Origin of the sequence: Microvirga sp. KLBC 81 (genome assembly GCF_003075415.1) — a bacterium.
GTDB lineage: Bacteria > Pseudomonadota > Alphaproteobacteria > Rhizobiales > Beijerinckiaceae > Microvirga.
In genome coordinates this window covers 47,989-74,497 of record NZ_QDAH01000024.1, presented here as the reverse complement: position 1 = coordinate 74,497, position 26,509 = coordinate 47,989, and the positions used below count along the sequence as shown (strand labels likewise).

General features: G+C 60.2%; 24 protein-coding genes and 3 pseudogenes. 14 read left to right on the top strand and 13 right to left on the bottom strand.

Annotated features, from left to right (window positions below; all coding sequences use genetic code 11):
* Positions 1-675 precede the first annotated feature (675 nt).
* From DC522_RS16290 to DC522_RS16275, 3 genes are all read left to right on the top strand, one after another.
* Entirely contained in the window at positions 676-894 is a 219-nt protein-coding gene (locus DC522_RS16290; RefSeq protein WP_116529718.1) for a helix-hairpin-helix domain-containing protein, read from the top strand.
* A 659-nt stretch (positions 895-1,553) separates the two neighbouring features.
* Positions 1,554-1,820 carry a hypothetical protein gene (locus tag DC522_RS16280; RefSeq protein ID WP_205769654.1) on the top strand — a complete coding sequence of 89 codons (267 nt, stop codon included), beginning with the start codon at positions 1,554-1,556 and terminating at the stop codon, positions 1,818-1,820.
* Between the two features lie 99 nt (positions 1,821-1,919).
* The gene (locus tag DC522_RS16275) at positions 1,920-3,032 is read left to right on the top strand and encodes an alpha/beta fold hydrolase (protein ID WP_245444231.1); all 1,113 of its coding nucleotides are present in this window, start codon (positions 1,920-1,922) and stop codon (positions 3,030-3,032) included.
* On the opposite strand, the pseudogene DC522_RS16270 reads toward DC522_RS16275, so the two are convergent.
* Positions 3,027-3,260, bottom strand: a pseudogene (locus DC522_RS16270) (DUF2934 domain-containing protein); the annotation flags it as partial. The gene DC522_RS16275 and the pseudogene DC522_RS16270 sit on opposite strands and share 6 nt — an antisense overlap.
* A 254-nt stretch (positions 3,261-3,514) precedes the next feature.
* On the opposite strand from DC522_RS16270, the gene DC522_RS16265 reads away from it, so the two are divergent.
* On the top strand, positions 3,515-3,745 hold the full coding sequence (locus DC522_RS16265; protein ID WP_116529715.1) for a hypothetical protein: 231 nt from the start codon (positions 3,515-3,517) through the stop codon (positions 3,743-3,745).
* A 213-nt stretch (positions 3,746-3,958) separates the two neighbouring features.
* Here the strand turns inward: DC522_RS16265 and DC522_RS16260 are convergent, their stop codons facing one another.
* Positions 3,959-4,186 carry a hypothetical protein gene (locus tag DC522_RS16260; RefSeq protein WP_133239297.1) on the bottom strand — a complete coding sequence of 76 codons (228 nt, stop codon included), beginning with the start codon at positions 4,184-4,186 and terminating at the stop codon, positions 3,959-3,961.
* Between the two features lie 710 nt (positions 4,187-4,896).
* Positions 4,897-5,070, bottom strand: coding sequence for a hypothetical protein (locus DC522_RS34845; RefSeq protein WP_165820182.1), 174 nt, complete (start codon positions 5,068-5,070; stop codon positions 4,897-4,899).
* 180 nt (positions 5,071-5,250) lie between these two features.
* Between DC522_RS34845 and DC522_RS16250 the strand changes: the two genes are divergently transcribed.
* Positions 5,251-5,592, top strand: coding sequence for a hypothetical protein (locus DC522_RS16250; protein WP_116529712.1), 342 nt, complete (start codon positions 5,251-5,253; stop codon positions 5,590-5,592).
* 370 nt (positions 5,593-5,962) lie between these two features.
* Entirely contained in the window at positions 5,963-6,181 is a 219-nt protein-coding gene (locus tag DC522_RS16245; RefSeq protein WP_116529711.1) for a hypothetical protein, read from the top strand.
* Positions 6,182-6,615: 434 nt separating this feature from the next.
* Here DC522_RS16245 and DC522_RS16240 read toward each other — a convergent pair.
* Positions 6,616-6,930, bottom strand: a pseudogene (locus tag DC522_RS16240) (integrase core domain-containing protein); the annotation flags it as partial.
* Between the two features lie 183 nt (positions 6,931-7,113).
* On the opposite strand from DC522_RS16240, the gene DC522_RS16235 reads away from it, so the two are divergent.
* Together DC522_RS16235 and DC522_RS16230 are read left to right on the top strand one after the other, a co-directional pair.
* Positions 7,114-7,335: a hypothetical protein gene (locus DC522_RS16235; RefSeq protein WP_116529710.1), complete on the top strand. Its 222-nt coding sequence runs from the start codon at positions 7,114-7,116 to the stop codon at positions 7,333-7,335.
* Between the two features lie 36 nt (positions 7,336-7,371).
* Positions 7,372-7,677 carry a hypothetical protein gene (locus DC522_RS16230; RefSeq protein WP_116529709.1) on the top strand — a complete coding sequence of 102 codons (306 nt, stop codon included), beginning with the start codon at positions 7,372-7,374 and terminating at the stop codon, positions 7,675-7,677.
* On the opposite strand, the gene DC522_RS16225 is transcribed toward DC522_RS16230, so the two are convergent.
* A complete protein-coding gene (locus tag DC522_RS16225) occupies positions 7,657-8,580 on the bottom strand; it encodes a DMT family transporter (protein WP_116529708.1) in 924 nt (307 codons plus the stop codon). The two genes, DC522_RS16230 and DC522_RS16225, sit on opposite strands and share 21 nt — an antisense overlap.
* 81 nt (positions 8,581-8,661) lie before the next feature.
* Positions 8,662-8,964, bottom strand: a complete 303-nt coding sequence (locus DC522_RS16220; RefSeq protein WP_116529707.1) for a hypothetical protein — start codon at positions 8,962-8,964, stop codon at positions 8,662-8,664.
* 194 nt (positions 8,965-9,158) lie between these two features.
* Between DC522_RS16220 and purT the strand changes: the two genes are divergently transcribed.
* Positions 9,159-10,334, top strand: a complete 1,176-nt coding sequence (purT, locus tag DC522_RS16215) for a formate-dependent phosphoribosylglycinamide formyltransferase (protein ID WP_116529726.1) — start codon at positions 9,159-9,161, stop codon at positions 10,332-10,334.
* Between the two features lie 9 nt (positions 10,335-10,343).
* Here purT and DC522_RS16210 read toward each other — a convergent pair whose 3' ends face one another.
* Complete coding sequence (locus DC522_RS16210; RefSeq protein WP_245444229.1) at positions 10,344-11,885, bottom strand: peptide ligase PGM1-related protein; 1,542 nt, start codon at positions 11,883-11,885, stop codon at positions 10,344-10,346.
* Between the two features lie 202 nt (positions 11,886-12,087).
* On the opposite strand from DC522_RS16210, the gene DC522_RS16205 reads away from it, so the two are divergent.
* The 3 genes from DC522_RS16205 to DC522_RS16195 are packed head-to-tail and all read left to right on the top strand — an operon-like array spanning position 12,088 to position 15,675.
* Positions 12,088-14,205: a PAS domain-containing protein gene (locus DC522_RS16205; protein WP_116529706.1), complete on the top strand. Its 2,118-nt coding sequence runs from the start codon at positions 12,088-12,090 to the stop codon at positions 14,203-14,205.
* A gap of 1 nt (position 14,206) precedes the next feature.
* Positions 14,207-14,638 (top strand): response regulator, encoded by a 432-nt coding sequence (locus DC522_RS16200; protein ID WP_116529705.1) that lies wholly within the window; start codon positions 14,207-14,209, stop codon positions 14,636-14,638.
* A complete protein-coding gene (locus DC522_RS16195) occupies positions 14,635-15,675 on the top strand; it encodes a histidine kinase dimerization/phosphoacceptor domain -containing protein (protein ID WP_116529704.1) in 1,041 nt (346 codons plus the stop codon). Before DC522_RS16200 ends, DC522_RS16195 begins: the two co-directional genes overlap by 4 nt.
* 53 nt (positions 15,676-15,728) lie before the next feature.
* Here the strand turns inward: DC522_RS16195 and DC522_RS16190 are convergent, their stop codons facing one another.
* The 3 genes and pseudogenes from DC522_RS16190 to DC522_RS16180 form a co-directional block, all read right to left on the bottom strand.
* Positions 15,729-18,248 carry a calcium-binding protein gene (locus DC522_RS16190; protein WP_116529703.1) on the bottom strand — a complete coding sequence of 840 codons (2,520 nt, stop codon included), beginning with the start codon at positions 18,246-18,248 and terminating at the stop codon, positions 15,729-15,731.
* 93 nt (positions 18,249-18,341) lie between these two features.
* A complete protein-coding gene (locus DC522_RS16185; RefSeq protein WP_133239296.1) occupies positions 18,342-18,746 on the bottom strand; it encodes a hypothetical protein in 405 nt (134 codons plus the stop codon).
* 193 nt (positions 18,747-18,939) lie between these two features.
* A pseudogene (locus DC522_RS16180) lies at positions 18,940-19,450 on the bottom strand (acetyl-CoA hydrolase/transferase C-terminal domain-containing protein); the annotation flags it as partial.
* A gap of 291 nt (positions 19,451-19,741) precedes the next feature.
* Here DC522_RS16180 and DC522_RS16175 point away from each other — a divergent pair.
* Positions 19,742-21,385 carry a Na/Pi cotransporter family protein gene (locus DC522_RS16175; RefSeq protein ID WP_116529701.1) on the top strand — a complete coding sequence of 548 codons (1,644 nt, stop codon included), beginning with the start codon at positions 19,742-19,744 and terminating at the stop codon, positions 21,383-21,385.
* 4 nt (positions 21,386-21,389) lie between these two features.
* On the opposite strand, the gene DC522_RS16170 is transcribed toward DC522_RS16175, so the two are convergent.
* Positions 21,390-21,596, bottom strand: coding sequence for a hypothetical protein (locus DC522_RS16170; RefSeq protein WP_116529700.1), 207 nt, complete (start codon positions 21,594-21,596; stop codon positions 21,390-21,392).
* Between the two features lie 128 nt (positions 21,597-21,724).
* Here DC522_RS16170 and gcvA point away from each other — a divergent pair, with 128 nt between their 5' ends.
* On the top strand, positions 21,725-22,660 hold the full coding sequence (gene gcvA / locus DC522_RS16165; RefSeq protein WP_116529699.1) for a transcriptional regulator GcvA: 936 nt from the start codon (positions 21,725-21,727) through the stop codon (positions 22,658-22,660).
* 21 nt (positions 22,661-22,681) lie between these two features.
* Here the strand turns inward: gcvA and mdoH are convergent, their stop codons facing one another.
* Together mdoH and DC522_RS16155 are read right to left on the bottom strand one after the other, a co-directional pair.
* Positions 22,682-24,874, bottom strand: coding sequence for a glucans biosynthesis glucosyltransferase MdoH (gene mdoH, locus DC522_RS16160; RefSeq protein WP_116529698.1), 2,193 nt, complete (start codon positions 24,872-24,874; stop codon positions 22,682-22,684).
* Positions 24,850-26,370: a glucan biosynthesis protein gene (locus DC522_RS16155; RefSeq protein ID WP_245444225.1), complete on the bottom strand. Its 1,521-nt coding sequence runs from the start codon at positions 26,368-26,370 to the stop codon at positions 24,850-24,852. The genes mdoH and DC522_RS16155 overlap by 25 nt, the downstream gene beginning before the upstream one ends.
* Between the last annotated feature and the right edge of the window lie 139 nt (positions 26,371-26,509).

Below are 26,509 nucleotides of genomic sequence, written 5' to 3'. Positions count from 1 at the left end.
ATCCGCGCAACCGGATACTTCCAAAGTGGTCTGAAAGCCAACTCCGGCCACCCTAAACGGCATTGTTCAGGGCCGACCAAGTTAGGTGGTAGCGTAATTCGCAGAAGGTTGTTTTATGGAACAGTGAGCGAGATCCCGAGAGTTGACCGCGGTCTGTAACAGGCGATGTCCAGAACGTAACGGGCCTGTCGCTGGGCGACGGGCCCGTTCTGACCCGCAGGTCACACGTCACTGACGGTGTTCCGGAAGATCCGGTCACAAGGCCCACATTGGCGGGCCGGGATCTGCGCCTCCACCCCGTGCAGGAGCGAGCGGCGATCTCAGCCCAGGCGGAATGTCGATTGCAGTCTCCCTTCAGCCGGATCCGCGGTGGGTGCGCGGCCCAGGCGAGGACGTGATCGGGCCGCTTGAGGAACCCACGGTGAAAGCCACCCCGATCCGGCTGTCGGCATGCCGCTTCCCGGGTGGGTCTGCTTTGATCCAGGTGAAACAGAGCCGCAGAAACTGAGGGGCCAAGGGCGCTGTACGCGTCATTCGCAGAAGCGCCTCGTGGGATGACGCTGTTCGCGCGCCACTACAAGGAAAATAAGGATATCAGGCACTCCCGCTAGGATTAGGACCGCTGCCCGCCTTGCACCCTGAGGATAGAAACAAGGGGTCAGGAGGTGAGAGCAGATGCCCAACTATTACGACGCTCACGAGGGGCCCATTCCAGGGCTGCGTCTGCCCCGCTATGCCTGGGAAGTGCTGCATGGGGAAGGCATCACGACCCTCGACCAGCTCAGGGCTGTGGCTGACCAGCTCGAGAAGCGCCCGGGCATCGGCCCCAAGACGGCGCAGCTGATCCGAGACGAACTCGCCCGTGAAACATCCTCGAGGAAGGCTCCTGATTAGGCCAGATCCGCTCTTGGACCGTACCTCTGAGAAGCCCCCTCCATGGAACCGGATAAGGTTTCTTTTCAGCGAATTCGGAGGCGACTGCAGGAAAGGCGGCGGCAACATCAGCATGACCCTGGTCCAACGTGTCGGCAAAGCGCCAGATACCGGAAACGAAATATCTGCGAGTTCCGCAGCGTGCTTTGGGGTATGGGACCGATGGCACCGGCGCTGCCTAAAAGAAAAGCGCCACGAGGGCGCTTTGAGGCACTCGGCTCGTGGGGGCAAATCACGACCGATCGGCAATAGCATTTCTTGTCGTGCTTCTCCCGAACAGTGACCGTTGTGGCCGTCTGCGTGACTTCATCCAGCTCCAGGCTCGAGCAGGGCAGTTCCGCCTGTGAAAGAAGGCGGTGCTGGGTGAGGATGCCGAATGCCTTGTGCAGGATAGCGTGTTCCTCGTCTGCGAAGGTGGTGAGAGGAATGAGGCAGGCGAGGGCAGAGGCGAATGCTTTCATCCAGACAATCCCAGCGATGGCGAAACGCAGAAACCCTGCCAAGGGTAGAGCCGAACGGGTTCTGTTGGAGGCTTGATACGCAATGCCGCCTGTCTCGTGTGCAGCAGCAGGAAGTGAAAGACCGCCGCTCGCAATAGGGTACAGGCGCAGTTCAGGGGCGTGCAGATTGGCGAGCTTAAAGGCAAGGCGATTGAGGAACTCCGCGCGGTATCCGCGCTCGTGGAGACCAAAGCTCCCGATGACGCGACCGGGTTCAAGGCCTGGCTCAACGAGGTCGCCCGCAAGGCAGCGGAAGCGGGCAACGAGGGTGGCTTTCTCGGGTTCGGTGGGGTGACCGCCAGCGATGCCGAACGGGCGACGCTGACCGAGATCGCAGCCGCCCTCGGCACGTCGGAGACTACCCAGACTGCGACACCCTTCTCGTAAACGTTCGCTGGTTCACAGCGGCAATCTGCCTTTGTGCGATGCAGCAACCCATCCGGCTTTCGGGCGTTCCCCGTCCTGGCAGCTGACCGGAGAAGGTGCATGCGCGGCGTGGAAACAGAGGCTGGTGTGAGTTCACTCCGTTCCGATGGAGCAGCGGGAGCCGGCGATCTCATGCGAGGTTCGGATCGCCAGCATGGTTCCGATCAGGGCCGGGCGGAGCGCTGGCAGCCAGGCGACACTCGCCGTGCCAGAACCCGCCGCTGGCTCGTTCCCGCTCTTGCGGGCGCGACCACTGCGCTGGCTTCCGCGGCTCTATACAACCGGAAGCAGACCCGCGAGGCCGAGGAGCAATACCCGCCCATCGGACGGTTCCTGGATGTGGATGGGGTGCGCTTGCACTATCTCGAGCGTGGCCAGGGAGAGCCATTGCTGCTCATCCACGGCAACGGCACCATGGTTCAGGATTTCACCGTCAGCGGTCTCGTGGATCGGCTGGCGGACCGCTACCGGGTGATCGTCATCGACCGCCCCGGCTACGGATACAGCTCGCGCCCGCGCCAGCTCTGGACGCCACGCGCTCATGCCCGGCTGTTCCGGAAGGCACTAGCGCAGCTCGGGGTCCAGCAAGCCCTGGTCTATGGCCACTCCTGGGGCACGCTTGTGGCGGTGGCCCTGGCATTGGAGGCGCCGTCGCTCGTGCGTGGTCTCGTTCTGGGCTCGGGCTATTACTATCCAACCCTGCGGGCCGATGTGTTCCTGCTCTCGCCGCCGGCCATTCCGGTGATCGGCGATGCCATGCGCTACACCATCTCTCCCTTGCTGGCGCGGGCGATCCTGCCAGGTATGATCAAGCGGATGTTTCAGCCTGCCGCGGTGCCGGAGCGTTTTGATCGCGATTTCCCGAAGGCGCTGATGCTGCGGCCGCTGCACCTTCGCGCGGCTGCGGAAGACGCTGCGCTGATGACACCGTCAGTCATGGAGTTGGAGCGACACTATGGGGACCTGAAGGTGCCGGTCACCATCATCACGGGCGCCGACGATCAGATTGCGGACGTGGGCCGCCAGTCCGCACGCCTGCACCGCGAGCTGCCGCACAGCGAGTTCATTAGCGTTCCTGGTCTTGGCCACATGATCCACCACTTGGCTCCGGACGCCGTCGCTGACGCTATTGATCACGCCGCGCAGCGATCCAGCCGGGTGTGGGCTTTATGATCCAGAGGAATCCTTGTCATCCGCGGAACCGGCTGTGGCGGCTTGCGCCGCTTCGACGGATTCGACGGGCGTGGCCTCCTCGACCGTCGCTTCAGGGTGATTCTGGGAGGTACCCGCCGTCTCCTCGACTGTGAGGTCCCGCTCGGCCTCGTCAGTGATCGTACGGATTGCCGTGCGGCCCTGCCGCTCCCAGATGTGGTAAGCCCGCACCCGCACTTTCTCTTCCCAACATCCATGGCTTGTCTCCCGAGGGCGGCGCCTGAACTGGGGTGCTGTCTTCGATCGTGGGCCTGTTCGCTATGCCCCACGCGCTTTCCTAGTGCTGCGGCACCAGGAACTCGATGCGGCTTCGCCAAACGCGTCGATGACATCGTCGCCCGCGCAAGGCGATCCTCCAGCGCAAGCCAGACTTCACCGCTAAGCCGGAAGACCGTCTTCCTGCGGGCAGCTCAAGCGCCAGGAAGACAGCCTGAGCCATACAGGTGGGGTTCAGGAAGGCCACAGTAGAGAAGACGCTCTCGTTCGTGGAGGTGCGCATGGTGATCTGGGCGGCCATTCCCATTCTGGTGCTCTCGGTTCTGGCCAGCGGCCCGTTCCGCGACAGCATGCCGGCGTTCATCGAGACGCTCGCTCCCTTGGCGGCGGTGCTCAGCCTCTTTGTTCTAGTCTGCTCGGTTGAGGCCGGAGGCGGCCAGCGCGACAGCCGCCAATAGCCTCGGGCTCACCCCGATGTTTGGCTGGTCTCTACTCGGGTGTGGGCGTGTCTTGTGGATGAGGGTGAGCGACAGGCTCATGGCAGGACGGAGGCTGTTCAGCGGCATGGACGAAAGCTGAGGTTGGGGCACTGTCTGCTGAGCAATCTTTCTGGGCGAGGAATGAACGCGGTTCTGCTCCTTGACGGAGTTTTGCGGAATCGTGTTGCCCGGTTAAGCCAGTTCCGGATCGCGGCAATCGCTGCACAGGGTCGCCCCAGCAACGGCAAAGGCGACGAACTCGATGAAAACTCGCGCGAACAAGTCACCTTCAGGGACGTAATGCCAGGAGGCAGGACAGAAGGCATGACAGAATTGCTCCATCATCGCCAGGAACATGCCAAGCAGAACTCCGTACATCGAGAGGAGCACAGTATCCCAGCGGCTCCTAGACTTAGGCATATTGTCACTCTCGGTTCCGTGCAGGCCACGTCGAAGCGTGCATTCTTCTGCACTCGGCGCTCACGCAGACGCTGTTGATCTCTGACGCATCGGGATCGGGCGGTGCTCCCAGAAGGATATTCGAGGCGAGCGACTAAAAAATGTCCTTACTTGGCCCTGTGCCGGCCAAGGTTTCCCCTTTGCGTTTGGAGGACTCTTGAGTTTGAGGGATGTCACATGCAGCAAGCAGAGTCTTTTCCTCTGGAAGCCATTCCGCCCCGGGTGCGCAGAGCCATCATACGAGAGTTCCAGGGACGATGGCCCACGGTTCAGGAGGTCGCCCAGATATCCGATCGCCACTGGTTGGCCACCCCTGACATCGGTCCCTTGGCCCTTGAGAAGATCCGCAGCATTCTGCAATCTCAGTCGCGCCGGAACGACAACTCCCCACCTCAGTTGATCGATGCCGAGGTCCTGGACCGGCTTGAGGCCATCCAGGAGGAACTCCGGCGCATCCAGTGCACCTTGGACACACGGATCAGTCAAACTTTGAGAAAAGGACCCAGAGCCAAGACCGAGGTTAACGTCCAAATGACCTCCGCTCGGCCTCCGGATTAGGGTTGATCGACCGAGGTGCCGTGGTTGAAGGTGGGATCATGAGAGGCGCTGGTTGTTCCGAACGGGATCTGATGGAACAGGGTGCAGGGGAGGCGATGGCGGGGCTATCGGATCTATGCCCCGCGATCTGAGCGGCGTCCTGCCTTCTCCTCTTCGTCGGACGTGTCGTCTGATCTGGCATCAAGAGCGCTTTGGATCAGGTAGGCCTGCCGCGAGAGAGCTAACAGGGCGCGAAGCCGTTCAGCTTTGGCACCAGATGGATACGAAATGATGATCAGTTCGGCCATAAGACCCTCCTGTCCTAGACGAGGGGCGGTCTACCACCTCACGGGATTGGCGCCTTAACATGCATTGAGCTGGGCCAACGTAATTTGCCGAAGCGCCTTAATGGAACCGCTAAGCATGGCATTCGCTTAGATTGCTGAAGTCTGTCTTGTTGAAGGATTGCCCAAGCTCCGGGGTCACCGATGCCACTGAGCCAGAACCCCATCGTTGAATGGCCGCCAGAGCTCCAGCAGTTGCTGCAGGGCCTTCAGATCACTACGGGTGCCGACGGCAAACGCTCTGGCCGCATTGACCTCGACGTGGACCCCAAAACCCTATTCCTGCTCAACGAGTTCGAGGCGCGGGTGCGGCATCGCCAAGTCCGGCTCAGACGGGCAGACAGTGCCGAATGTCTCGTGGGCGAGATGAATGTGCTCGTTGGCTTGGGCGCAGCGGCCGATCCGACCCGGCACATTGGCAAAGTCCGCATCAGCTTTTACGATATCCAAGACGACAGCTGTGTTGCTCCAACCCCTCAGATGTAGAGAGCACTCGTCTGTCCCCGCTGCGAGAGGTGAGAGAGTTCAGCCTATTCTGAGCCGCCAACTGCCATCTGGCTCGCAAACAATCCGGCACCCTCTCTCTTTGGCGTGTAACCGCTGTAGCCTTTATAGCTCAAGCGACATCAGTGATTTAGCGGTTACATGGCTTTGTAACTCTTGTAACGGCCCAATGCGGCAAGTTGCCGGTCAAGATAAAGCTTAGAGCATCGGACCCAAAAGTGGCTTCCACTTTTGGGTCCGATGCTCCATTTTTCAGGCAGCGCATCGTTCGAGCGGAAAACCGGGTCCACTTTTCCGCACGATGCGCTAGAATCGAGGCTTCTCTTGCACAGCCGAAACGGGAGTGTCCGCCATGGCCGATCCCAAGCCGTGTGAAGACTGCCGGAAGCTTGTTGCGCGGGACAAAGAAGAGAGGCCGCACGACACTCTGGAATGGGTGAGAGACAAGCTGGATATCGGGAATCCCGTGGCTGATATTGGACGCGAGGCTGAATACCAGTGCGTCATCTGCGGCTCTATCCTCATCCGCTCGATAGGCGTGATGCGCCTGGGCTGGCGTTTCGGAGAATGAGTGCCGTCATTGCCCGTCATCAAAGGCCAATAGATCCGGCTGCGCGGCCGACGGCCGGAGGGACAAGGACGGGCACGGATACACTGCCCTCCTTGTCGTCTCACCCAGCATGGCACCGGAGTCATTTCGCCTTGCTTTATCTGATCCTGATGGCTTTGCGGATCTCCGCTAGGCACGAGCGGTTGCGATGAAGATGCTGGCGGCGATAGGCGCGGCACCTCTTCAGTGCCGAGATCCTTGGGACTCTCCTTCAGCACTACAGTGCTATAGCATTAGAGCGCTACAGCATTGTAGTGCAACGCTTCGGATCGTTGGGCGTTGTACACTTGCAGAGGAGCTGCCCCACAGGTCCCTTGACCGTCCTCCGTAGACTCAGCCCCGTTCAGACAGATCCCAACGGGGCTTTTTCCTGCCCTAACCCCTCTGGCCTCCGCCTAGCTGTTTAGTCCCGGCATTTGGTGGAGCGGATCGAGCCTGAAGCGTTCCGGCTCGGTTGTCCAGATTTTGCAGATGGACTCGTAAGGCGTGAGGCCGCGCAGGGTCTTGAGCCTTCGGGCGAAGTTGTAGGCGGTCAGGAAGTCGCCCAGGTGGCCTCGCAGCTGGTCGTGGGTGTCGTAGTAGCGGCGCCTGATGGTGGCATCCTTGAGGGTGCGGTTCATGCGTTCCACCGGCCCGTTCGTCCAGGGATGGCGCGGCTTGGTCAGGTGATGATCGATGTCGTTCTGGGCACAGACGTACTCAAAGGCGTGAGCCCGGAAGAGCTCGCCTCGTTCCAGGGCCTTCCAGACATCCTCTACAGCATCGGACCCAAAAGTGGATTTGCACTTTTGGGACCCATCCGATGCTTTCTCCTACAAGCAGAGCGTCGTTGAGAGCGGAAAACCGGATCCACTTTTCGCTGACGCGGACCTTCGGTTCCGCACGATGCTCTAATGCTGAGCTCTGAGGTCATTGAGCACATGCCTGCCGATGTGCAGCCCCTCGCCAAGCAGATCCTCGAAAGCAGGATCCGCGCGGAGGGGCGTGGCGACGTGATCGCCACGCCGCTGAACTCCATCGGCCAGCGCTCCTTCGTCCCGGCAGCTCTGAGTTGCTACGATCGTTATGCCCGAACTTATGACGCCCTGCTGTATGGCGAAATTGCTGAATTGTAGGGTAACGATGATTGGGTGACTTGGAACAAGAATCGGATGCGGTTGTTTCTGGCCACCGTTCTCGCTGCGCCTGATCGGCTACGTAGTCTGGGTGGCCGATGGGACATCCTGAGCCGTAAGGCGGCTGTTCGTCACGAACTTGCCATTCATGCTGGGCCTGATCGCGTTGTACGCATGTTGGATGTTCATGCCGTTCTGCTGCCGACGCTGGTCTACACCGTCGCCGCAGGAACGTTGATGGTAGTCGTCACTGTCCCCTCGGCCCGCTGTCTCGACAGCGCCGGCCTTCTCCTGACGGCTCTACCGATCTATCTCGCGCTTTCATTCGCTCTGAAGAGATGAGCTTAAGGTTCCAAGTTGCTCCGGCGGCGCCGAAGGTGTTGCCGGAGACGGTTTCTTCTTGAGCGTCTGCTCACGCGCGAAGATGAACAATCCCGCAGCGACCACGATGGCAATCCCCAGGAGCGCCAAGGCGTCCGGCCATTCATCGAAGAAAAGGGCGCCGATGGCGAGGGCCCAGAGGATCTGGCTGTATTGCGCCGCCCCGAGGCGGTCTGCCGGGGCGTAGGTGGTGGCGACGATGAAGAGGGCTTGTGCCACGAAGGCGGTGGCGGCGAAGGCCAGAAGCAGACCCCATTGCGTGGCTGTCGGCCAGGTAAAGCCGGGGATCATGAGGATGCCGGCGATGAGGGCCGTTCCAAGGAAAACGCTTCCGATCAGGGTGTAGCGCTTCTCGGTCGTACCGATCATGCGCCCCATGATGACACCGCCTGCGCCGCAGAGTGCCGTCGCGATGGCATAGAGATGTCCGGGCAGGAATTCCCTGAAGCCCGGCCTCACGATCACCAATACGCCGATGAAGGCCGCGCCGACCGCAAGACCGCGCCGCCAGCGGACCTTTTCCTTGAGAACGAGGATGGACAGCACTGTGACCAGGCTCGGCATCAGGAACAGAAGGGCAAAGGCTTCGGCGAACGGGAGGCTCGTAAACGTCATCACGCTCAAAGGCGTCGTCATCGAGATGAAGAAGACCCTGAGAGCCATAGGCCAGGGACGCTTCCAGCGAAGGAGGTCGGACAGCCGGTCGCCTGATTTCATGAAGGCGGGCGAGAGCAGCAGGGGGATGAGATAGCCGAAGAAAGTGACCTCGAAGGGATCGAGATCATGACCGATCGCCTTCACCACCGCATCGCCCCAGGCGAAGACGGCAAAGGCCAGGAAAGCAAGGACGATGCCTTTGACCATGCGGGAAAATCTTTAACTATCGAATTCAGAACAGGAGCATCTCGCGCAGGCTCTCTCTGCATCCTGCGCGTCGGCATAGCCCTATCGGGCAACGATGCGCGGGCGGCGGCGCTCGACAACGATCACTTTGGCTCCCTCACCGCGATCCAGAACCCGATCCGCAATCGGCGGGCGCTCCGGTCGGGCTGGCCTTGCCGAGAGCTTGAGGGCGACGGGGCGGACCTCGTCCTCGGGCATGCCTATGAGCTGCGAGGCAATCTCGATCTGGCCTTCGATGTCATCTGTCAGGCCCTGCGCGGCGGCAATGGCCTCCTCCAGGGTCGGGGCATCTACCCGGGTCACCCGCTGCCCGTAGCGGTTCTGGGTTTTCTTCTTCGCAAGCATTCCGCTTCTCCTGTGCTCCCCTTAACGTATCAACCTTGGGTTTGCGCAATGCGCATCCGTGACAGCTGGGATGCGCTCAGCGCAGACTTTGCAGTGGGCAGGTGGGATGGGGCTGGAAAGACGCCCTCAATCGTGCTTCGACAAAACGCATAGGGGCGGCCGGTGTTTCGCGCCAAATCAGAGGAATGGCATCGATGGTGTTCACAGCCAAAATTCTCCTTCTCGGGTCGGGCGAACTCGGCAAGGAATTCGTGATATCGGCCAAACGCTACGGATGTCACGTGGTGGCATGCGACTCTTATACCAATGCCCCCGCCATGCAGGTGGCGGACGAGGCCGAGGTGTTCTCGATGCTCGATGCCAATGCCTTGAGGCAGGCTATCGAGAAGCACAAGCCCGACCTGATCGTGCCGGAGATCGAGGCAATCCGCACGGAGGTGCTGCAGGAATTCGAGGACAAGGGCTTCATCGTCGTGCCGTCCGCCCGGGCGGCGTCTCTCACCATGAACCGGGATCGCATCCGGGAACTCGCTGCCGCGGAGCTTGGTCTTCGCACGTCAAAGTACCGCTATGCGGAAAGCCTGGATGAGGTGAGGGCGGCCGTGGAGCACACTGGACTGCCCTGCGTGATCAAGCCGGTCATGTCGTCCTCCGGAAAAGGGCAGAGCACCGTTCGCTCCGTCGATGAACTCGCGCGGGCCTGGGATTATGCCGTTGCCAACATGCGGGGCGACCGCAAGAAGGTGATCGTCGAGGAGTTCATCTCTTTCGAATACGAGATCACGCTGCTCACCATCCGCACCCGCGAGGGCGTGTCCTATTGCGAGCCGATCGGGCACCGGCAGGAGCGGGGGGATTATCAGGAATCCTGGCAGCCGACGCCGATGACGCAAAAGCTCCTTGCCGAAGCGCAGGAGATGGCCCGCAAGGTCGTCGACAATCTGGGTGGCTATGGTATCTTCGGTGTCGAGTTCTTTGTCACCAAGGACGAAGTCGTTTTCTCGGAGCTTTCGCCGCGACCGCACGATACGGGATTGGTGACGCTTCTCTCGCAGAACTTGTCTGAGTTCGATCTGCATGCCCGCGCCGTGCTCGGGCTGCCAATCCCGCATATCCGACTGAATGGGCCAACCGCTTCTGCCGTGATCCTGGCGGATCGCGAGGCGGAGCGCTTCTCAATCGAAGGCTTGAGAGACGCGCTGGCCCTGGGCACTGAGGAAAACGAAATCGAAGTGCGTATCTTCGGCAAGCCAACCACGCGCAAATACCGCCGTATGGGTGTGGCCTTGGCTTCGGCCAAGACGGTCGAGGATGCGCGCGAGCGGGCGCGTCAGGCTGCCGCACAAATCCGGATCAAATACGAAGAATAAGAGGAAGCCTCAGGCCGAGCGGCATTCCCGGTCGAGCACCTCGGTCGTACGGTGATAGAAGGTCTCGGCTTGCTCCAGCGTGGGCGCGATGCAGAGCACGCCGAGTTTGCCGAACTCCGAAAGGGCGCCGATCAGGTGAAACATCACGCCCTGCTGGCTGGCTCCGTCGAAATGAAGGCAGTTCAGGGCGGCAATGTCGATGAGGTCTGCTGGGAGAAGACCGCGATACGCATGCGACTGCACGTTGTCGGATGCGTAGTAGCAGCGTGCCTGTCCGGACGGTGTGAGGAACGTGCCGGTGCCGGGGTCGTATTGCCCCTCGGTGAGAAACTCGAGCATGATGAAGGGATGCGTCGTGCCGCCGCGGCGCAGATTGATTTCGATGGCGTAGTGGCGCCATTCCTCGCCATCCTTCACGGAAAGGAAGTCGATGGCAAAGCGCCCGAGGACGCCTATATTGGCAAGAATGCGTGCCGCCTTGAGACCGCTTTCCTGGATCTGGAGGCGATAGGCCTCGTCAGCCGGGAACAGACAACCGAGAAAAACCTGGCCACTCTCGCCGCCCAAGACCTGGTCATGGGTTGAGATCGCCTCCAATCGGCCGAGCGGATCGACACGAAATTGGGCGGAGGGTGAGCGCTTGATCTCGCCCTCGATGAACTCCTCCACGATGCCTCCCATCGCTGAGAGCTTTTCCGCAAACAACTCCCAAGTCATGTCCTTCGCCTCGAAGGCCAGATCAGGAAGCTTTTCTTTGATCCAGGCCCTTAGGCTGGTGCTTGCAGGTGACCCTTCATACGAGAATATGGCATTGCCTTCACCAGAGAAGCCTTCGTCGAGTTTTACTACCGCACGTTTGAGGCCGGGGTGGCGCGCCTTCAACTCCATGAGAGCCCCGATGATCTCGTCAGTCTGGCGGAGATCTTCATAGCCTGCGGGCATGTCGATGCCCGCTTCTCGGAAAATTTTGCGGGAGCCGCTCTTCGAGCCCCAATGCAACAGGTCTGGATCGCAGCCGTAGATCGGCATGTTCAGGCGCAGCGCGAGACTCCTCTCCTGTTCCGTCACGTTGAAGCAGATCATGTAGGCGGTATCCGGGTCAGGAATCGCCGACCGGATCCGGTCAAGAAGGCGAGGGCGCTCCAGGATCTTCGCGGTGAGGGCAACGGGTGAGCCATCGTGGCAGGCGAAAAGGGTCAGGCGGCTGCGAGCGTGTTGCGCGGGGATTCCGGGCAGGAGGTGGAGGTAATAGTCGATGATCGACTCCGGAATGGGATGGCTGGAGACGTAGATCACGCGGGTGCGAGGCAGCCGAAGCAGCATGAGGTAGCAGAGCATGCGCTCCTCATAGTGGTGGGCGCCTGAAATTCCGGCCAGCACTTCCTGATCCATGCTGAGACTGGGGATGATCAGAATGGTTCGTGGAGCATCGAGGGCGGAGAAGGATTCGAACGCCCGCGTCAGCCTTCCCTGCAGCACGTGGAAGTCGTCAGCTCCGGAAGAGCTGGTCTTAGCGCCGATCGCGGTCAAAAAACCGTATTCTGCTGCCAATCGAGCCCCCAACACGCGTGGAGCCAAAGCAACGGTCTCCAACGGAGCCGTTCCATAACGGAACGCCTCTGGCCAAGTTTTGTTGCCCCTGGCGAAGCTCGGCTGTGGCGGAAATCTGGCTTTGGAGCGGATCAGTCCTACATATGGCAGAGCTCTATGCGGCAAATCTTAAGGGGAGCTGGGAGCCGTCCAGCGTAAGGCATTGAAATCGATTAACTTTGAGGCTCTCTTCAACGCGTCGCCGAACCCCTATGTTCTGCTCAATCCTTCGCTCGTCATCATGGGGATGAACGAGGCCTACCTGCGTGCCACGATGCGTAACCGGGAGGAACTGGTCGGACGCAACATGTTCGAGGCCTTCCCGAGCGACCCGGATTCCGAGGGCCACAAACAACTGCGCGCTTCGTTCGAGCGGGTGATCGCCGAGAAAGTGCCCGATCACCTGCCGATCATCGAATACGCCATTCCCCTGCCTGACGGCCAAGGGTTCGAGGAGCGTTTCTGGAGTGCGACCCACACACCTTTATTCAATGAAGCCGGGGAGCTGATTTCCATCCTCCAGCACACGGTGGACGTGACGGAGCTTCACCAGCTCCGGAAATTTGCGCAGACCTCGGCTCTCCTGACCGGTCCATCGGCGCTGATCGAAACGGACATGTTCCGACGCGCCCAAGCGGTTCAGGAGGTGAACCAGACCCTCTCACGGGAGCGTCAGCACCTGCAGGAGCTGTTCGAGCAGGCTCCAGGTTTTATTGCAGCCCTCAGTGGCCCGGATCACGTGTTCACCATGGCCAATGCAGCCTATCGCCAGGTGGTGGGGCGCGGCGACCTGATCGGCAAGCCCGTGCGTGAGGCTTTGCCGGAGGTCGTGGACCAGGGTTTCATTCGTCTGCTGGACCGCGTCTATCGAAGTGGCGAGCCGTTCATCGGTCGAGGCGTGCGTGTCCTTCTGCAGAGTCCTGACGGTCAGCCTGAGGTGCATTTCCTCGACTTTGTGTACCAGCCCATCTTCAGCCGTGACGGCAATGTCTCCGGTATCTTCGTGCAGGGGCACGATGTCACGGATCATCGACGCGTCGAGAATGCGTTGCGAGAGAGCGAGGAGCGCTTCCGCGCAATTGCCAATTCCATCGATCAGCTGATCTGGGCAACACGGCCGGATGGCTTCCACGATTATTATAATCAGCGCTGGTACGAATACACCGGGGTGCCGGAAGGCTCCACGGATGGTGCTGCATGGAACGGCATGTTCCATCCCGACGATCAGGAACGCGCCTGGAAGACATGGCGTCATTCGCTTGAGACGGGGGAGCCTTACCACATCGAATATCGGCTGCGGCATCGATCAGGCCAGTATCGTTGGGTGCTGGGACGGGCTCAGCCCGTTCGCGACGAGCAGGGGCAGATCACCCGCTGGTACGGCACCTGCACCGATATTCACGATCTCAAGCAAGCTCAGGACGAACTGCAGAGAAGTCGGGAACAGGCACTGCAATCCGAGCAGGAGACGCTTCGTCTGGCAGCGATGCTCGCTGAGCGGGTGTCGGAACTCGATGCTGCCAACGATGAGATCCAGCGTTTTGCCTATATCGTGAGCCACGATCTTCGCGCACCGCTGGTCAACGTCATGGGCTTCACGAGCGAACTCGAAAATGCGCACGAGGAGATCAGGAAGTTCTACAAGAGAGTCTCCGAGAAGCAGCCGGACCTGGTCACACCGGATGTCCAGGATGCCATCGAGACCGATCTTCCGGAAGCACTCGGCTTCATCAGGTCGTCCACGGTCAAGATGGACAAGCTGATCAATGCCATTCTCAAGCTCTCTCGCGAGGGACGGCGCGTTCTGGCCCCCGAGCCAATCAGCATGAACCAACTGCTCGAGGCACAACGTCACAGCTTGGCGCATCAGTTGCATGAGCGCGGGGCTGATCTGGTTATTGAGACGGTGCCGGATCTGAACAGTGACCGATTGGCGGTGGAGCAGGTGTTCGGCAATCTGATTGAGAATGCCGTCAAATATCTGGAGCCGGGTCGCCCTGGCCGGATCGTGGTCCGTGGCAGGGATCTTGGCCTGAGCGTCCGTTATGAGATCGAGGACAATGGTCGCGGGATCGACGAGAAGGACTTCGAGCGGATCTTCGATCTTTTCCGGCGTTCGGGGACGCAGGACCAGCAGGGCGAAGGAATTGGCCTTGCGCATGTGCGTGCCCTCGTGCGAAGGCTCGGAGGCACGATCTCAGTCGCTTCGAGATTGGGTGAGGGCTCGACCTTCACCGTGACCCTCCCCAAATCCATCAGTATGAGTTCAGAGGCCGCGTAAGATGCCCCAGCAGCAACCCGTTACCATCATCATGGTCGAAGATGACGATGGACATGCCCGTCTGATCGAGAAGAACATCCGGCGCGCTGGGGTGTGCAACGAAATCCGCGCCTTTAAGAACGGTACGGCGGCGCTTGAGCACCTGTTCCATGAAGATGTCCGGAATGCCGGTCCCTTCCTGGTTCTGCTGGACCTCAATCTTCCGGACATGAACGGCGTCGATATACTGGCCAAGCTTAAGAATGACGAGAAGCTGAAGCGTGCGCCTGTGGTGGTGCTGACGACGACCGATGACCAGCGCGAGGTCCAACGCTGCTACGATCTCGGTGCCAACGTCTACATTACGAAGCCGGTCGAGTACGAGTCATTCTCCCAGGCCATTCGCCAGCTTGGGCTTTTCCTTTCCGTCATTCAGGTTCCCGAAACGCTGTGAACGAGCCCCAGCCCATTCGCCTTCTCTATATCGATGACGATCCGGGCCTCGGACGGCTCGTGGAGCGGTCGCTGACGCGCCATGGCTTCCAGGTGAGTCACGCCTTGAGCGGTGACGAAGGTCTGCAACTCCTGACCAGCAACTCTTTCGACGTGATCGCACTCGATCACTTCATGCCAGGCAAGCAGGGGCTGGAGGTTTTGTCCGACATCCAGCTGATGCCCGATCCTCCTCCTGTCGTCTATGTCACCGGGGCGGACGAGGGTCGCATCGCGGTTGCCGCCCTCAAGGCAGGCGCCGCCGATTACGTGATCAAGGATGTCGGCGGCGTCTTTCTCGATCTCCTTCACACAGCCGCGGAGCAGGCCCTCGCCGCGGCTCAGCTCCGTCGGGCGAAGGAAGCTGCCGAACGGGAAATGCGTGAGGCGCGCGAGCGTGCCGAAATGCTCCTGCGCGAGGTGAATCACCGCGTCGCCAACAGTCTGCAACTCGTAGCCTCATTGGTTGCCATGCAACAGCGCGCCGTTGCGGGCGATCCCACGGCGCAGGACACGCTGGCGGAGACCCAGAGCCGCATAACGGCCATCGCCCAGATCCACCGCCGCCTCTACACCTCCAACGATGTCCGTTTCGTTGAAATGGACACGTACCTTGGAGGTTTGGTCGAGGAGCTGGAAGGCGCGATGCGCGCTTCAGGACGGGAACACACGATCTCACTCAAAGCCGAGCCGATCCCGATCCCCACGGACAAAGCCGTTTCCGTGGGTGTGATTGTGACCGAACTCGTCACCAATGCCTTCAAATATGCCTATCCGGACGGCGCCTCCGGTGACATCCGCGTGCTTCTGTCTGCCTCAGACGACAAGGTGCTTCTGTCCGTCGAGGACGACGGCATCGGGTGGAAAGGGACGGGACAGGTGCAGGGCAGTGGTTTGGGTACGAAAATCGTCCGTGCGATGGCGTCGAACCTGCAAACGGCCATCGAATTTGATCAGAACCATGCCGGAACCAAGGCTGTCCTGTCGTTTTCCATCTAAATGATTGGACCTCGATGCTGGGGCCGATCGGGCCGGCCCCAGCCTTTGGCTATTTAGATGACGTAGAAGTCCGCATGGGTAAGCGCAAGCCCCGGCGTCAGCTTTGCGAAGACCACTGATGCCCCTTTGCCAGAACCATCCGCATCGTAGCGCAGGTGGCCGGTGGTGCTGTCGTACAGGATGTAGTCATTGCCATCCTTCGCAACTGCACCGACGGTATAGAACGCCTTGTTCAAGGTGCCGGTCTTCTTGAGCTTTGTGAAGATTGCATTGTCGAGCAGGATCGTGTCGTCCTTCACGGAGAAGTCCATCACGGTATCGATGTTCGTGAGCTTGCTGAGCTTGTCACTGAAGACGAAGACATCCTTGCCCAGCCCTCCGACGAGCGTGTCGTTGCCAGCTCCGCCATCGAGGCTGTCATTACCGGTGCCGCCCTTGAGAGTGTTCTTGCCGGCGTTGCCATCAATGTCGTTGTTGAGGCTGTTGCCGGTCAGGGACACGGCAGCAGAGCCGCCGGAGGACAGGTTCTCCACATTCTTGCCGAGTACATAGCTGACGGATGTGACCACTTCGTCCCGGGCGCTCTCGGCTGACGCTTCCACCACCTTGTCGCCCTTGTTGTCGACATAGAAGGTGTCATTGCCGGATGTGCCGACGAGCGTGTCGGCCCCCGCATAGCCACGCATCGTGTTGCCAAGCGTGTTCAGGATGGTCTCGTTGGGCAGAGGGTCCGACGACATGCTGTCCGCGATGGTAAGACCCGCCATGATATGGGTCTCATCGACGATACCGTTGACGCCGGTCCGGGCCGTAAAGCCTATCGTCGTCGTCTGGCCGGCATAAAGCGATCCGTTCCAGGAGGCGTTGCTCAGTTCATAGACGACGCCCTGATCCCAGCTCGCTTCAGCCGATGTCTGCGCTCCCCAGATGCTGCCAATGTTGAACTTGCTCTTGAGGAAGATATCCCAGTCATTGACGCTTTGATTGGCCGTGACCGTGATCTCAGCCTGGAAACCGCCCCACCAGACCTTCGTGATCTTGATGACGGCGCTGACCTTGTCTCCATCTTTGGAGAGAGAGTAGGTGCTCAGGAGCTCTGGAAGGTCGATCCCCTCCGCGTCGTCACCGAAGATCAGGTCCGCGCCACCGGCGCCATAAAGCTTGTCGGAGCCGGAGCCGCCAACGATCACGTCATCGCCGCCATTGCCGAAGCCGGTGTCGTTGCCTTCGCCCCCGACGATGGTATCCGTGACGTTGCCGCCATACAGCATGTCATCGCCGGAGAAGCCGCCGAGACCGTTCACGCCCTCGTTGGCGTAAATCACGTCCTTCTCCAAGCCACCGATGATCGTATCACCATCGTTGCTGCCGTAGAGAATGAGCGAAGCGTCAAGCGTCTCGGATTGCGATGACGATATCGCAGTGGATGCCGTGCTGGTGCTGACGGGTGCGAGCTCGAGAGGATTGGCCTTTGCCAACTCCAGGAGCTTCGCGGAGGAGAGGGTCGTTCCATCAGCGAAGACGATGGCGACATCATGGTAGCTCGGGGCAGGGTAGTCGTTGAAGATGATCGCATCGCCGCTCGGGTCGAGGATGATGGCGATCTTGTCGTGATCGGTCGTGCCGATCCGATTATCGACTGCCTTCACGATGGTGAATGCGTACACGTCGCCGAGCGTATAGCCCGACAGCCTGATCACGTCGTGACCGGGCTGGAAATCCCAGATCATGTCAACGCCGTCACCCTTCTTGTACAGAAAGGTATCATTTCCGTCGTTGCCGTAGAGATTGTCACCGATCTGGACGCTGAGGCCGCCGTCCCAGGTGAGGGTGCCGTTATCCTTGCCGCCGATGATCAGATCATCTCCGCCTTCACCCTGCATCTCGTCATTGCCAAGACCGCCATAGATCGTATCGTTGCCATCCCCGGCCTCGATCAGGTCGTCATAGGAAAGTCCGGGCTGGGGGGGTCCGTCGGGATTCTGAGGGGTAGGATCGTCTTCATTTCCGGGATCGTCGCCGGGCGGGGTGGCGGTGTCGCCGATGACCTTCGGAGTGCCCGTCATCTGTCCGGTGAGCTTCAGGCTGAGTTCCCGCCCCTCGCCATTGTTGCTGACGCTGGTCAGACGCAGACCGAAATGCTGCTGGAGCACGAATCCCAGGCTCAGCGGCTTGGAGGCGCTCAGGGTGAAGGTGGTCTCGCGGATATCGTCGCCCTTGCCCATCCCCGAGGTGCCGAATTCGATGCCGACGTCGAACGGGCCGACCGACTTGCCGACCTCGCCGCTCATGGTGACGTCTTTCTCGACCTCCATCACCTTGTTGGCATCGACCAGGGAGGTCGTCACATCCAGGCCGGTCACCGAGAGGCCGGAGAGCAGAGTCTCATCCGATACGTGGAAAAAGAGTCCGCGAAGATCCGCGATGTCGAGGGCATCCGTGGCGCCGGCAATCACGTCCATCACCTTGACCTTGAAGGTGAGGGTGCCTTCTAGCGTTTCCGTGACTGTGACGAGTGCCCCTGGCTCTCCCTCAATGAGGAGATCGACTGCCCGAAGTGACGTAGAGGACATGAGAGACCTTTTTATTATAGGTCTCTTTAAAGGCTCAGCTTTGCTGTAGAGTCAAACGAATAACGTGCGTAAGTTTAACTACATAGGTTGTCGTTATGCTGTGTCTGTGTTATTTTGTTTCGATGAATTCCTGAATGAAGCGGCTGAGATCCTGGCTCGAATGGCGCTGGCTATAAGATTAAGCTCGCGCTGCAATCGGTTTAAGCGGGAGAGAAGCTCCCCGTCGTCCATCGTCGGGAGGTTTTGCAGGCGTTGCTCGGCTGGGGCTTCGCTGATGAAGCGGCGTATTTCTTCGAGGGTCGTCGGCCCAATGTTGGGGACGGTCAGCCATTGCGCATCGGAGATGCTCGCGACCTCCCTGATGGTGGGACATCGCCCCTGGAACTCCGCGAGAACCGCACCTCGTACTCGTCCCGAGCACTTCTCGATCGGAAATGGATCATCCAAACCCATCTCGGTTCCTCGCATCCCCGCCGGTGATGTATCGTTTGCCAGCACTGGACCGTTCCTGATCTTAGCCTTACCGGTTCACATGCGTAACTTTTACATCTGGAAAAGAGCAGAGTTCCATAAGGTGATACAAGGCATGCGTATGGAGTAGCCAAAACGGCTTGCGCGGCGAGAAGATGGCAAGAGGCCCATTCGTGTTGGGAAATACACAACTCAGAAGCGAATTGGCCTGCGGGCGCGATCAGCTTGCTTTTTGAGTTGCCAACATGGTGCCTGTCTGCTGGGCGAGAATGTGCCAGGAGAAGGCCTCCTCCAGAAGGTGAGACGTATGTCCTCCGCGCTGGATAGCCCGACGCAGGTAGTCGGAGGCCAACTCACGATAAGTCGGATGGATGCAGTTGTGGATGATCGCTTCCGCACGCTCGCGCGGCGCGAGGCCGAAGATCGGCAAGGCCGATCTCCGTGGCAATCACGTCCACATCATGCTCGTTATGGTCGACATGGGTGACCATCGGCACAACTCGCGAGAGCGCACCATTCTTGGCCAGGGATTTCGTGACAAAGATGGCGAGACAGGCGTTGCGCGCGAAATCGCCGGAGCCGCCAATGCCGTTCATCATATGCGTACCGTTAACATGAGTTGAGTTCACGTTGCCGGAGATATCGCATTCCAGCGCCGTATTGATGCCGATCACGCCGAGTCTGCGAATGACCTCAGGATGATTGCTGATCTCCTGTGGCCGCAGAACGACTTCAAACGTCCCGCAGGTGCCCCTTAGGCCCAGCCGAGCCGGACAGGTAGGATGTTGAGTGCAGGGTAGCCTTGATCCGGCTCAAAGCCGACCTCCGGAAGATTCCTGAGGCGGGACATATGCCATCCTCTCTATAAAAAGGGGACTGTTCTCGTAAATCCCGGCAGGCCATGCGAAAAAACCGGGAAATCTCGCTTGGCATTCATTATTAGCCGGCAACCTTATTGTCGTTCTGCAACAACAGGACTAAGCAGAAGGATTAATTCGTATCTGTCGATTGCAGAGGAATAGATGTCCGCCACCTCCGTTTTGATCCACCTTCTCGGTGAGATTGCCCTGCTTCTATGGGGCATCAACATGGTCAACAGCGGAGTTCAGCGTGCCTTCGGCAGCGATCTGCGATGGATCCTCGGCATTGGGCTGCGCACCCGCCTGCACGCCTTCCTGGCTGGCGTCGGAGTGACGACGGTTCTCCAGAGCAGCACGGCCACGGCCCTGATGGTGGCCTCCTTCACTGCAGGCGGCGCGGTAGACATCGTTGCCGCGCTGGCCGTGATGCTGGGCGCCAATGTGGGCACGACACTGATCGTGCAGGTCTTGTCCTTCGATATCACGCTGATCTTCCCGTTGCTGATCTTCTTCGGCTTTATCGGCTACAAGCGTGGGCAATCCAGCCGGATCAGAGACTTGGGCCGCGTTGCCATCGGTCTCGGGCTTATGCTGCTTTCGCTTCACCTCCTGAGCGAGACAATCCGCGAAATCGAATCCTCAGCGGTGCTCAAGGAATTGCTTGGAGGTGTCGCGTCCGATCCGCTCATCCTGCTGCTCCTGTCAGGAGTGTTCGCCTGGATGGCCCATTCCAGCGTCGCGGCGATGCTGTTCATCATGTCGCTCGCCACGGCTGGCGTCATCGATACCCATGCTGCTCTGGTCATGGTGCTTGGCGCCAACCTCGGAAGCTCCGTCAATCCGATGCTGGAGGGCTTGGGCGGGGACCCGGCCAAGTTCCGGGTGCCGTTCGGCAACCTTGCTATGCGGGTTATCGGATGCGTAGCGGCGCTGCCGCTCATCGACGTCATCCAGAGCTATATGACGTTGTTCGATCCCAACCCCGCCCGGCTGGCGGCGAACTTCCATACACTCTTCAACATGGCTATCGCGGCAATCTTCGTCCTGCCTCTGCCATGGATCGCAAAGCTGCTCACGAGGGCTTTCCCTGAGAAACTGCGAGCCTCCGATCCCGGCATGCCGCAATACCTCGACAAGGATGCCCTCGATACACCCTCCGTCGCCCTCTCAAACGCAGCTCGCGAGGTTCTCCGCATGGCGGATACAGTGGAGATCATGCTGCGCAGCTCGCAGGATCTCTTCCGGGAGGACGATATCAGCCGCGTAGCCGAGGTAAGCCGCACGGACGACGTGGTGGACCGTCTCTACAGCGCCATTCGCCGCTACCTGAGCTCCATCAACCATGAGGCTTTGAGCGAGACGGAGGCGAAGCGCCTCTCCGATATTCTGGCCTTTGCGATCAATCTCGAGCACATCGGCGATATCATCGACAAGAACCTGATGGAGCTGGCGGCGAAACGCATCAAGAACCATCTGCGCCTGCCCAAGGACAGCCTCGACGACATCACCAGCATGCATGGGAAGCTGCTCGAACATCTTCACCTCGCGGCCACCGTGCTCATGTTTCAGGATATCGGCTCGGCCCGTAAGCTGGTCTCGGAGAAGGAGCGTTTCCGCGACCTTGAACGCGCCATGACCCAGAAGCAGCTGGAGCAGATTCGCTCTGGCCGTACGGTCGGGGACACGAGTGCGCTTCAGCTCGACATCGTGCGCGATCTGAAGCGCATCGAGGCGCATATCGCAGCCACCGGCCATTCCCTGCTGGAGCAGAGCGGTGAGCTGAGGCCCAGCCGCCTCTCGTCCTGACACATTACAGGCGGCCCTCATTCTTCAGCGTGCGCCAGTCCATGTAGCGGACTGGCTCGGGCAAGCCGATGTCGCGCCTCTCGTGATCCGAGAGATGATTTAGGTCTACCATCGGTGGCTGGTCTCGCAGGTGTGTAGCGCGCAACCAGAGCTTTACACGCAGCCAAACGCTCTCAACGCCGCGCGAGCGGCGGGCATCTTCGTACCTCATGACGATGTCCCTGCTGTGTCGGGAGGCGCCACAGCGCCTCGTTCATGCAAGGAAAAGATGCTCCTGTTCGGCGGCCTTGACAAAACGAAAGCCAAGGGGCTGGCATAAGGCAGCCTTATGGATCCGCCATGACGAAAGCGCCTTTAAAACTTCCTCCTATGAGTGCCGTGCGAGTCTTCGAAGCCGCTGCCCGGCATCAGAGCTTTACGCGGGCAGCTGAAGAACTCGGCATGACCCAAGCTGCCGTGAGCTATCAGATCAAGATGCTGGAGGATCGGGTCGGCGCGCCGCTCTTCGTGCGCATGCCCCGGCAGGTGACGTTGACGGCACGAGGACAGCAGCTCGCTCCAGCCGTAACGGAGGCCTTCAATGCTCTGCGGGCGGCTTTTGCCGGCGTTGAAGAGGCGGTGCAGTCGGTCCTGTCCATCACGACGCTGAGTACCTTCGCGTCAAACTGGCTTATCCCTCGCTTGGGCCGTTTCCAGCAGCTTTTCCCTAACATCGCGGTGCAGATCTCGGTCGCTCAGCACGTGGTGGATTTAGCGCAAAGCGAGTTCGATGTGGGGATACGCAGTGGCGATGGAGAATGGCCTGGGCTCGAGGCTCATCTCCTCTTTCCCAACCATTTCACGCCGGTCTGCAGCCCCGATCTCATCAGAGGTGCAGAGCTGAAGGAGCCCGTGGACATCCTGAAGTTCCCTATCATTTCGCCGAGCGATCCCTGGTGGAAGGATTGGTTCACGGTGGCAGGCGTGCCCAATATCGACCTGTCGCGCCGCCTCGACAACTCACTCGGAGTTCAGCAATTCGAAGGCATGGCGGCCATGGCGGGGCAGGGCTTTGCACTGATCAATCCCTATTTCTTCCCGGCCGACCTTGCCGCAGGACGCCTCGTGCAGCCGTTCAACCTGATGGCTACATCCAGCCGGGGCTATTGGCTCGTTTATCCCAAGGCTCGCAGGCGATCCCCTAAGATCGAGGCGTTTCGGGATTGGATCTTGAGCGAAGTGGCTGGTGACGCTGAGCGAGGGCCGCTCGTGAGCCATATGAAAACCGGGGCCTGAGCCCCGGTTCAAGAAAAACCATCACTCGGCAGCCTGAGCATCCGCAGGCTTGTCTTTCAGATGCACGAGCATGTTGAGCAATGCGCGATCATGGAGCACCACTATGCGCTCCTTCGAATGCAGCCAGCTGATCGCATCCTCAATGGTCTCCGCATCAACGAGTTTGGCTTCGGCGAGAGCGCGCTCCGTTTCGATGATGCCGCGTTTGCGGGGAGCGGCAGGCGGTAGCATCTCCATGTGCCGTTCTCTCAACCTGGCATCCGAGTAGATCGCCCTGAGGCTATCCTCGTCATCGAATCCGAAGCCGGCGTTGCGCGCTTGCAGCTCGTTCGCGCGCGTGGCGATGGCCGGCGGCTGGTGTTCCTCCGGTGTCATAAGAAGCCCGAGCTTCTTCAAGGCAAGACCCGCGCCTAACTGGCCACTAAGCCAGGATAGCGGGATCGCCAGAAGCAGACCGATGATCGTCGGCGACATCCATAGGAACAGGGATGTGGCGATCATGAAGGCGGAGATGCCGGCCAGCGCACCCAGCACCGTATGGGCCCGGTGACGGCGCACGATGTCCTTGAACGGGATCGACCCGTCGTCACGGCGCTGCGGCTGCCAGCCCGTGTCGCGCCCCAGGAGGATCTGGAACACCGAACCGGACTGAATCAGCATCAGGATGGGCGCAAGAAGCGCGGAGAGGATGATCTCGATCAAGGACGAGATGATAAGCCGGATGCCGCCGCCGGACGCCCGACGGTCCTTGCCGCGGATCAGCATCAGAATCAGGCCGAAGACCTTCGGCGCGAGCAGAATGCCCATGGTCAACGCGAACAGGGCGAGGGCTCGTTCAGGGTCGAACCGAGGCCAGATCGGATACAGGCGGAAGTCGCGCGCGAAATATTCCGGCCGGATATAAGTCGTCTGCAGGACGAGTGCGATACCGACGATCAGCTGGAACAGCCAGAACGGCGAAGCCAGATACGACATGATGCCGGTGGCGAAGTGCTGGCGGGTCGGAAGCTTCAGGCCCTTCGCCGTGATCACACGCATGTGCTGCAGGTTGCCCTGGCACCAGCGGCGATCACGGGCCGAAAGGTCGATGAGAGAGGGCGGACTTTCCTCATACGAGCCTTCGAGGTCCGGCAGCATATAGACATCCCAGCCGGCACGGCGCAGCAGCGCAGCCTCCACGAAGTCATGGCTGAGAATATGTCCACCGAAGGGCGGTTTGCCCCTCAGGTCCGGCAGTCCGCCATGAGCCGCGAAGGCCTTGGTGCGGATGATCGCGTTATGGCCCCAGTAATTGCCGTCGCGACCCATCCAAACCGACAGTCCCATTGCGATGACCGGGCCAGTCACGCGGGCCGCGTATTGCTGAACGCGCGCGAAGAGGGTGTTGCGGTTGATGATGAGCGGCAGCGACTGGATGATGCCGGCATCGGGATCGGCTTCCATCGCCGCCGCAAGGCGCACGATGCACTCGCCGGTCATGAGGCTGTCCGCATCGAGGACCAGCATGTGCTCGTAGTGGCCGCCCCAGCGGGAAACGAAATCCGCGATGTTGCCAGCCTTGCGGTGATGATTCTTCGCCCGGTGGCGATAATAGAACCTCGCCTTGGGGCCCAGTCTTTCACGCAGATCGAGGAAGGCGCGCTCCTCCGCGATCCAGGCATCGGGATTCGTACTGTCGGACAGGATGAAATAGTCGAAATTCCCTCCGAGACCCGTGGCCTCGACGGATTCATAGATGGCCTCGAGGGCCGCATAGGTTCGCGACGTCTGCTCGTTGTAGACCGGCATGACGATGGCCGTGCGTGCCTGCAGTGACGCTGGCAGCGGGGCAGGGCGCGGCTGCCGGAGAAGGGCGAAGAAGCCGAGCAGGGCGCTCGTGAATGCGATCGCGATCCAAGAGAAGTTGATGGTGAAGAGCGCCACCAGCACCCACTGGAGGGCTGTGGTGCGGCTCACCGACACCACCTGGTACATTTCATAGGTGCCGTACCCGGTCAGCAGCAATCCGCCGCCGAACACGAACAGGCGGGCGAGCCAGGTGCCGAGCTTGGGATTCTGCCGAACAGGCTTACGCTCCTGGTCGGCCGACCAGCGCCTGAGGTGCTGGGTCGGCATGTCCAGGTGCTTTTCTGGAGGCATGATGGATTCGGGCCGCCCGAGGGCAGCGACTTTTGAGTTCGAGTCGGAACTTAGGGTGTCCAACGATACAGCCATGTCTCGCTTATCGGTTTCCCGCCTGCTTCGAGGATGAGACGCATCTCACACGCGTTTTCGTTGCCCGGGTCAAGCTCGAATGCGACGCGCACCGTCTTTCGCTCCGGATAGGGCAAAAGTTTGAGGTTCTGGAACGTTCCCGGACCAACGGTCAGGACGGACTTAAGGTCCGTGGGCCAATTGTCACCCAGCATGTCGCCAGAAAAGTCCACGGTGAACCGCCGCCGGCGCCCGCCGTTGCCCCGGCCAACGCGGGTCCCGGAAACGGTGGCGAGCGGCGGCCGTTCCGGCGAGTTCCAGCCCCAGTACTGCCGGTAGGCGAAAGAAAGCTCCGATCCGGCAGCCATGGGAGCCTTCGGACGCCAATAGGCCAGGATGTTGTCGTTGATCTCCGCGTCGCTTGGGATTTCGAGCAGCTGAACGCTGCCCTGACCCCATTCGCCCAGAGGTTCGACCCACAGACTCGGGCGGCGCTCGAAGCGCTGGTCGTCATCTTGGAATGACTCGTAGGAGCGCTCCCGCTGGAGCAGTCCGAATCCGCGAGGCGAGTTGTCCACAAAGGCAGAGATCTGAAGGGTCTCGGGGTTGTGCAGGGGGCGCCAGAGCCACTCGCCCTGGCCGTTCAGCATCTGAAGGCCAGAGGATTCGTAGACCGCAGGGCGAATATCATCCGCATTGCGACGGTCGTTCGGACCGTAGAAATAGGTCGAGGCCATGCCTCCGAGACCCACATGCTCCAAATTCACGCGCGGGAAAAGGGTCGTCTCGACGTCCACGATGGTCATGTCGCCTGGGCGAAAGGTCATGCGCACGGCGCCGGTCGTCGATTCCGAATCGAGGACGCCATGAACCGTGATACTGGTGCTGCCGATGCTGGGCCGTTCGATCCAGAAGGCCCTGAAGAGAGGGAACTCTTCGCCCTTCGCCTCGGCAGGCTTCAGGGTCAGAGCACGCGCGATGGCACCGTAGCTCTGGCCGCGAGCCAGCGCCCGGAAGAAGGTCGCCCCCTGAACGATGGCAAACTCGAATGGCTTGCCCTCGGCCGGATGGGAGATCAGGCGAAAGCCCGAAAACCCAATGTCCTTCAGGTCATTAGGGACGTTTATTCCATCGAAATTGAACTGCGAGCGATCATACCCGATACGCCGGACAGCCCCATCCTCGACGAGGAACAGATCGACCGCATTGTTGAACACGAAGCCGCGATGAAGAGGCTCCAGGGTAATACCGCGCCCCTCATTGCTCCAGACCGGTGGCTGGAGGGATTTGATGGCGACATACTGATCGTAATTTAGATTCGAAAACACATCCGGCAGATCGTTCGGCGGCTGCACGAATGGCTTTTTGGAAAGTTGCCGGGCGATGTCGGTGACCGTGGCGGAGTCGAAGCGCTGATTGTCGCCCATGCGCGAGGCAATGGTGGCTTGGGGCGTCTGGGCCCGAACGGCAGGCGCGAGGGTGAACGCGGCAACGGAAGCGCTGAGATAAGCCAGCACATCGCGTCGCCGAGGATGAGAAGGGCGCGGGGCCCCCAGCGAAACCGACACAGTGATACTCTTGTGTGAACGTGGCTCTTCGGCCAGACAATCAGGAACTCTCATGATTTATCATCAAACATGAGTATGAAGTAAACGA

Bases quoted from the DNA above. Each gene is read 5' to 3' on its own strand.
- DC522_RS16290 (WP_116529718.1), top strand. From the start codon at position 676: ATGCCCAACTATTACGACGCTCACGAGGGGCCCATTCCAGGGCTGCGT.
- DC522_RS16275 (WP_245444231.1), top strand. From the start codon at position 1,920: ATGCGCGGCGTGGAAACAGAGGCTGGTGTGAGTTCACTCCGTTCCGAT.
- DC522_RS16260 (WP_133239297.1), bottom strand. From the start codon at position 4,186: ATGCCTAAGTCTAGGAGCCGCTGGGATACTGTGCTCCTCTCGATGTAC.
- DC522_RS34845 (WP_165820182.1), bottom strand. From the start codon at position 5,070: ATGGCCGAACTGATCATCATTTCGTATCCATCTGGTGCCAAAGCTGAA.
- DC522_RS16250 (WP_116529712.1), top strand. From the start codon at position 5,251: ATGCCACTGAGCCAGAACCCCATCGTTGAATGGCCGCCAGAGCTCCAG.
- DC522_RS16245 (WP_116529711.1), top strand. From the start codon at position 5,963: ATGGCCGATCCCAAGCCGTGTGAAGACTGCCGGAAGCTTGTTGCGCGG.
- DC522_RS16235 (WP_116529710.1), top strand. From the start codon at position 7,114: ATGCTGAGCTCTGAGGTCATTGAGCACATGCCTGCCGATGTGCAGCCC.
- DC522_RS16230 (WP_116529709.1), top strand. From the start codon at position 7,372: ATGCGGTTGTTTCTGGCCACCGTTCTCGCTGCGCCTGATCGGCTACGT.
- DC522_RS16225 (WP_116529708.1), bottom strand. From the start codon at position 8,580: ATGGTCAAAGGCATCGTCCTTGCTTTCCTGGCCTTTGCCGTCTTCGCC.
- DC522_RS16220 (WP_116529707.1), bottom strand. From the start codon at position 8,964: ATGCTTGCGAAGAAGAAAACCCAGAACCGCTACGGGCAGCGGGTGACC.
- purT (WP_116529726.1), top strand. From the start codon at position 9,159: ATGGTGTTCACAGCCAAAATTCTCCTTCTCGGGTCGGGCGAACTCGGC.
- DC522_RS16200 (WP_116529705.1), top strand. From the start codon at position 14,207: ATGCCCCAGCAGCAACCCGTTACCATCATCATGGTCGAAGATGACGAT.
- DC522_RS16190 (WP_116529703.1), bottom strand. From the start codon at position 18,248: ATGTCCTCTACGTCACTTCGGGCAGTCGATCTCCTCATTGAGGGAGAG.
- DC522_RS16175 (WP_116529701.1), top strand. From the start codon at position 19,742: ATGTCCGCCACCTCCGTTTTGATCCACCTTCTCGGTGAGATTGCCCTG.
- DC522_RS16170 (WP_116529700.1), bottom strand. From the start codon at position 21,596: ATGAGGTACGAAGATGCCCGCCGCTCGCGCGGCGTTGAGAGCGTTTGG.
- gcvA (WP_116529699.1), top strand. From the start codon at position 21,725: ATGACGAAAGCGCCTTTAAAACTTCCTCCTATGAGTGCCGTGCGAGTC.
- mdoH (WP_116529698.1), bottom strand. From the start codon at position 24,874: ATGGCTGTATCGTTGGACACCCTAAGTTCCGACTCGAACTCAAAAGTC.